Source organism: Parashewanella curva, assembly GCF_003675895.1.
Classification (GTDB): Bacteria; Pseudomonadota; Gammaproteobacteria; order Enterobacterales; family Shewanellaceae; genus Parashewanella; species Parashewanella curva.
The window spans coordinates 1-6,093 of sequence record NZ_ML014882.1; the positions used below are offsets into that span (position 1 = coordinate 1).

Sequence of the window (6,093 nt, forward strand, 5' to 3'; positions counted from 1 at the left end):
GACAGAAGCCTTTTGGCATGCTTAAAATTTGGTAAACCGTATGAGAACACTACAAGATCTATGTTGTTTTTTTGTTAATGGTTGAAAATGTACGGATACTTAAATCACCATGCGAAATGTAGGTTAAATAGTGAAAAATTACACTGGTCTAGATAAAAGAGGGGAGTATCTACTATAAGAAAACGTTTTTGTTAAAAACCTCACAACTTTCATGGTTGTGATTTAGTTTTGAATTCGTACACTGTCGTCCTGATAAATTTACAGATTGATGAGTGGATTAAAGGCTCTATTTTTCAAAGGGTTAATGTCATTTTTACAGTATGGCATTCTGCTTCTTCATAATACACGGACAGTGGTATGCGTTTAAAAACAAAGTTGTTAAGTTTTTCTTTATTATTAGGGTTACTTCCTGCATTAATTATTGGCGTATTAAGCATTATTACTGCCAACCAATCTTTAAAGTTACAAACCTATCATCAGCTTGAAGCTGTGCGCTCGATTAAAGCTAATCAAGTTAAGGCTTATCTTGAGCGAAGTGAAAAAGACGTTGAGTTAACCAGTAATATTTTAAAAGAAATTTTGATCACCGATACTGGATTAACACTTCATAAGCTGACTCACAAACACGCAAAAGTGTTTGATGAGTTTATTGCACTTAAAGGATATTACGATTTATTCATTATTAATCCAGAAGGTGTGGTGACTTACAGTGTAACCAAAGAAGCGGATTATCAAACCAATCTTGCAAATGGGCCTTATCGAACGTCAGGTTTGGCAGAAGTGTTTAATCAATCTAAACGCTCCCATCAATTAGCGGTGTCTGATTTTAAGCCCTATGCTCCAAGCAACAATTTGCCTCAAGCTTTTATCAGTTTGCCAGTGATCCTTGAGGGTGAGTTGGTTTCAGTTGTGGCATTACAGTTTTCTATTGATGCGATCAATACCATTATGCAGCAACGGGACGGCATGGGAGAAACAGGTGAAACTTACTTAGTTGGCCCTGACTTTAGAATGCGATCAGATTCCTACCTCGATCCCAAAGGCCATAGTGTCATTGCCAGTTTTGCTGGTACTGTCGCCAATAATGGTGCTAAAACTCAGGCCGTTGAGGCCGCACTTCAGGGAAAAACAGGTACAGAAATTATCTTGGATTATAATCAGCAGCCAGTTTTATCAGCCTATACACCTGTTGATTTTTACGGGATCCATTGGGCGATGTTGGCGGAAATGGATGAAAAAGAAGCGTTTGCCGCAGTAACAGCGTTAACTTATGAAGTTATGATTATTTTACTGGTGATTGCGGGCTTGGTGATTGTACTCGCTACCCAATTAGCCAAAGGTATTTTAAAACCATTAGGTGGTGAGCCTGTTGACATGCAGCGTATTTCTGAACAAATCGCCGATGGTGTGCTCGTAAAACAGCAAGTGACAGAGAAATCGACGGGGGCTTTTCGCGCTATGCAGCATATGACGCAAAAATTGTCCGATATGATTTTTACCATTCAAGCGAGCAGCGATCAATTAAGCAGTACTGCAGAAGAAACCAGTAGCGTCAGTTTACAAGCCAATCAGAGCTTACAAGAGCAGCATGCCAGCATTGAAAGTGTTGCTGTAGCCATGAATGAAATGGCGGTCACTATTGATGATGTGGCAACCAATGCCGTTGGTGTTTCACAGCTTGCTGGCGACGCTCAAAAAATATCAGAGCAGGCCACTCAAAAAGTGAATTTAAGTATTGGTAGTATGGGTTCATTAGTCGAGCAAGTTGATACAGCCTCAGCCACAATTGAGCAAGTACAAGCCCATTCGCAACAGATTGGCAGCGTACTTGAAGTGATTCAAGGGATTGCAGAGCAAACTAATTTGTTGGCATTGAATGCCGCAATCGAAGCTGCGCGTGCTGGTGAGCAAGGTCGAGGTTTTGCGGTAGTTGCCGATGAAGTGCGTCAATTAGCGCAAAAAACCCAACAATCTACCAGTCATATTGAGCAGATGATTGGGCAGCTGCAGCAAGGTACAACTGAAGCAGTACAAGTCATGAGTCGCTCTAGCCAAACGGCTCATAAGACCATAAACTCGGCAAAAGAGAGCTCGGTTGCAATCGAGCAGACGCTTAATGAAATTAATCATATTGCTGAAAATGCAGAGTTAATAGCAACCGCAGTGTCACAGCAATCGTCTACCGCGGAAGAAATCAATCAAAGCTTTGAAGCAATTAAACAAGTGGCAGTAGAAAACGCGACAGGAGCAGAGCAAGTTTCTGCGGCCAGTAATGAACTTACCCAGCTTGCTTGTCAGCTACAAGAGCTGACGTCGAGTTTTCAAATTCGTGGATAATCAACAAAATTGGCCAAGCTACTTTCATCGTAGTTTGGCCACTATTATTCATTTCTATTCAAACCCCATTTCAATCAAGTAGCTTAAGGCTAGTTGGCTAAAATGGAGCGCGTCAGTTCCAGTGGGATCTGAATTTTCTAGGGTATCATTTTTACTGTGAATGTTGGGATTCATATCTTTCATATAAGCTTCAAAAGGCATAGCGGCTGGTGCACCAATGGAATCCCAGCTTGCGTGATCGGAACAGGCATAACCACATTGATCAGTGCCGTAGGTAATATTGGGCTGATACGTATCAATCAGAGTCTGTAAAAAGTGGGTAAAGTCACTGTTGGTATGATCCATTTCAAAAATGATGTCTTTATCGGAGCCTTTGAAGTTAGTCATATCCAATTGCATAGCGGATAAAATAGTAACAGGCTCCTTCTTAACAGACTGCACAATTTCACGTGAACCGAGTAAACCGCCTTCTTCTGCTGCATAGCCGTAAAAACGAAGGGTATATTCAGGCTGAATATGGTTTTCAGCCAATACTCGAATGACCTCAGTTTCAGAAGCGATGCCAGAGCCATCGTCATCAGCACCGGGAGCTCGTTTGTTCAAAATTGTCCAACTTCCTGCGGTTGAATCTAAATGAGCACCAATGACTACCACTTTATCAGGGTACTTGCTGCCTTTAATTTCAAGCTCTACCGATTTTTGCGGAAAGCGTCGATGAGAAAATTGAGTGACTGTGGCCTTATCCCATCCTTTTGCCAAGCTTTTCCAAGTGTCGAATAATTCATCTGAAGCGGTAACACCAGTTTTGAGTTTATAAAATCGATTCTGGTTTGCCGACTCTTTTTGAATTTCTGTGACTATGTTGTTGGCGTCCAATTGGGGCATCAACTGGTTAACTTTGTCTGCTTGATCGATCTTCGGCGCAACAAACTTGGAATGGGGAGCGGTAGAATTAATATTAGCTAGAGCTTGCTGCTCGGTTTCAAACGTCATAAAGCCGCCTAAGCGATGATAGTGCAGGTGGAAGGCTTGAGAGAATTCATTGAGCTGAGACTTTGGCAGTTTGATCATAGACAACTGAGAGTGAGTGACAGTTGAAACTTGTGTTGCCCCTTGCTCAAGGGCAATCGATGTCATAGTTGTTGGTAGAGTCACCCAAACATCAGAGGGCGTACTGGCGTGGCTTTGCAAGCTAATTGATAACGGCAAAATGGTGAGTACAGTTAACATACGCATAGACAGTCTCCTTATCAGTTGATAGCACCAAAAAGAACAATGAGTACCATCAACCAATGAGTTGAGGAATATTTTTGATAAAGAGCCATTCTAGAGCGAAAATAATGTATCCAGCCTTAACACTAACCTATCAAAGTACGTAAATCAGAAGTACTGTCAAAGTGATCAAATTGCTTATTCGGCAGTTGAGAGTCTGGGTTTTCAACACCTATCACAAAGCCTATCCCTGCTTTTTTTGCTGCGGCTAGTACGTGTTCATTATCATCCACGAATAGACAGCGACTTGGAGTTAAATCAAAGCGTTCAAAGAGTTGTGGCCAAAAACGAGGATCTTCTTTGGAATAACCGGTTTCATGGCTCGACATGAGATGATCAAGACCTGAGCCTAGTTCAGTATGCTTGAGCTTTAACGCCAAGCTCGTTGGGTGAGCATTAGTGGCTAAGATCCTAGGCTTGTTCATGGTTTTTAAGGAGTGCAAAAACGGCATGCAATCGTCACGCAACACAATTCGTTCCACTGAAGATTCGTGCAATTGGACGATGTCGATATCAAAGCGTTGCTGCCAATAATCCAAACAATACCAATTTAGAGTTCCAGCCACTTCTTCATAAGCTTCTTCTACTAAAGCCTGTGCGTCAATGACACTGATCTGCTTGCTACTGGCAATGGCCTGTGGAACGATTTTTAGCCAAAGATGGTTATCAAAGTGCAGGTCCAACAAGGTGCCGTCCATATCTAAAAGTACAGCATCAATCTGTTGCCATGGCAGCATAAAAATTCCTATTGTAGTTATCGGTTTCAATAGGTAGATTGTAGGTAGATTAAAGGGAAAACGGAATCCTTTCTTTGCGCCTAGGAGTGTGCATGACACAGTCATTAAAAAAACCACAGATAGTTGATGCAAAAGTTGTTGCAAAAAGCCGCCTGTTTACCATTGAACAGTTGGATTTGGTGTTCTCGAATGGCGCTGAGCGTCAGTATGAACGTATGAAAGGTAACAATCGTGGTGCAGTAATGGTGGTTCCTGTACATCAAGGTAAGTTATTGTTAGCTCAAGAATACGCTGCAGGCACCCACAATTATGAAATAGGCTTCCCTAAGGGCTTAATTGATGAAGGGGAAACTCCTGAGCAAGCGGCAAACCGTGAGTTACAAGAAGAAATTGGCTTCGGTGCAGGTAAGTTAACTTTATTAAAAGAATTGAGTTTAGTACCCAGTTATTTTTCCAGTAAAATGCAGGTCTACATTGCTGAAGATCTTTATGAAAGTGAGCTAGAAGGTGACGAACCTGAGCCTATAGAAGTTGTTGCTTGGGAGCTGAACGATTGGCGAAAATTGATCAATACGCCTAACTTTACAGAGTCGAGAAGTGTCAGTGCACTGTTCTTGGCAATGGAATATTTATCCCACCCCTAGGACTAGGAGTTGTAGTAGATGGCCACCGCTGTATTAACCTTGCCTTCAGATATTATTGAATCGGTTATTAATATTGCATCTGAAGCAGGACGAACCATTAAATCGATATTTGAACAAGGTCAGTTTGAGCAACACACTAAGCTAGATGACACACCCGTTACCAGTGCCGATCTGGCTGCGCATCAATTAATTTATCAGTCATTAACACAGTTAACCCCTGACATTCCGATTCTGTCTGAAGAAGACGCTGATATCCCGTTCTCGCAACGAGCGCAATGGTCTCAGTATTGGTTGGTCGATCCCCTTGATGGAACGGGTGAGTTTATTGCTGGCAGTAATGATTTTTCAGTACTGATTGCTCTCGTTCAGAACCATAAACCAGTGTTAGGCGTGGTATATGCGCCCATGAAAGAGGTGTGCTACTTTGCTCGTTCTGGTCATGGGGCTTTTAAACGCCAGCAAGGGCAAGATACTCAGATCCATAGCCAACGGCAAGGTGAGATACTTAAAGTGGCGGTGAGTCGACGCCAAGATCCACAAGATGTTTTAAAGTTATTCACCAAAAAACAAGACGTAGAACTCATTCGACTTGGTGGTGCGGCATTAAAAAGCTGCATAGTCGCCGAGGGACAAGCAGATTGTTATGTAAGAGTTGGGCCTACAGGTGAATGGGATACTGGTGCGCCTCAAGTGATCATTGAAGAAGCGGGCGGAAAAGTATTAGATATTGACTTAAAGCCATTAACTTACAATTGCAGAGAATCATTAGAAAACCCAAACTTTATTGTGGTAGGGAGAAACCAATGGAATTGGGCTAAATTACTTGGTATTTGAATTTCGCCTCCATTCATTCCTATAAATTAAGAGAAAGTTACGCAAAAGTTAACATGTGTTTAGCTTTCTTTTGATTTATCAAATGCCCAGTATGCTTAAAGTATCAAGTTTAATCATACTGGATTTCAACTATGGCTGTTGCAGTTATAACTCAAGTTTCGGAGTTCATTTTTAGCTAAAATCATGGGAACTTTTCAGTTGAAATAGCCTCTTGGCGTAATGTAAAAGTATCCATTTGCATGACTTGATTAAAAAACTTGGTTACTTCT

The 6,093-nt window shown here is 41.6% G+C and carries 5 protein-coding genes; 3 read left to right on the plus strand and 2 right to left on the minus strand.

Annotated features, from left to right (window positions below):
- The first annotated feature begins 357 nt into the window (after positions 1–357).
- On the plus strand, positions 358–2,337 hold the full coding sequence (locus D5018_RS20430; protein WP_121840824.1) for a methyl-accepting chemotaxis protein: 1,980 nt from the start codon (positions 358–360) through the stop codon (positions 2,335–2,337).
- Positions 2,338–2,391: 54 nt separating this feature from the next.
- Here D5018_RS20430 and D5018_RS20435 read toward each other — a convergent pair whose 3' ends face one another.
- Positions 2,392–3,573, minus strand: a complete 1,182-nt coding sequence (locus tag D5018_RS20435) for a M20/M25/M40 family metallo-hydrolase (protein WP_121840825.1) — start codon at positions 3,571–3,573, stop codon at positions 2,392–2,394.
- A gap of 122 nt (positions 3,574–3,695) precedes the next feature.
- Complete coding sequence (gene yrfG / locus D5018_RS20440; RefSeq protein ID WP_121840826.1) at positions 3,696–4,346, minus strand: GMP/IMP nucleotidase; 651 nt, start codon at positions 4,344–4,346, stop codon at positions 3,696–3,698.
- A 92-nt stretch (positions 4,347–4,438) separates the two neighbouring features.
- Here yrfG and nudE point away from each other — a divergent pair, with 92 nt between their 5' ends.
- Positions 4,439–4,990 carry an ADP compounds hydrolase NudE gene (nudE, locus tag D5018_RS20445; protein ID WP_121840827.1) on the plus strand — a complete coding sequence of 184 codons (552 nt, stop codon included), beginning with the start codon at positions 4,439–4,441 and terminating at the stop codon, positions 4,988–4,990.
- Positions 4,991–5,008: 18 nt separating this feature from the next.
- Entirely contained in the window at positions 5,009–5,824 is an 816-nt protein-coding gene (cysQ, locus tag D5018_RS20450; RefSeq protein WP_121840828.1) for a 3'(2'),5'-bisphosphate nucleotidase CysQ, read from the plus strand.
- Positions 5,825–6,093: the final 269 nt, after the last annotated feature.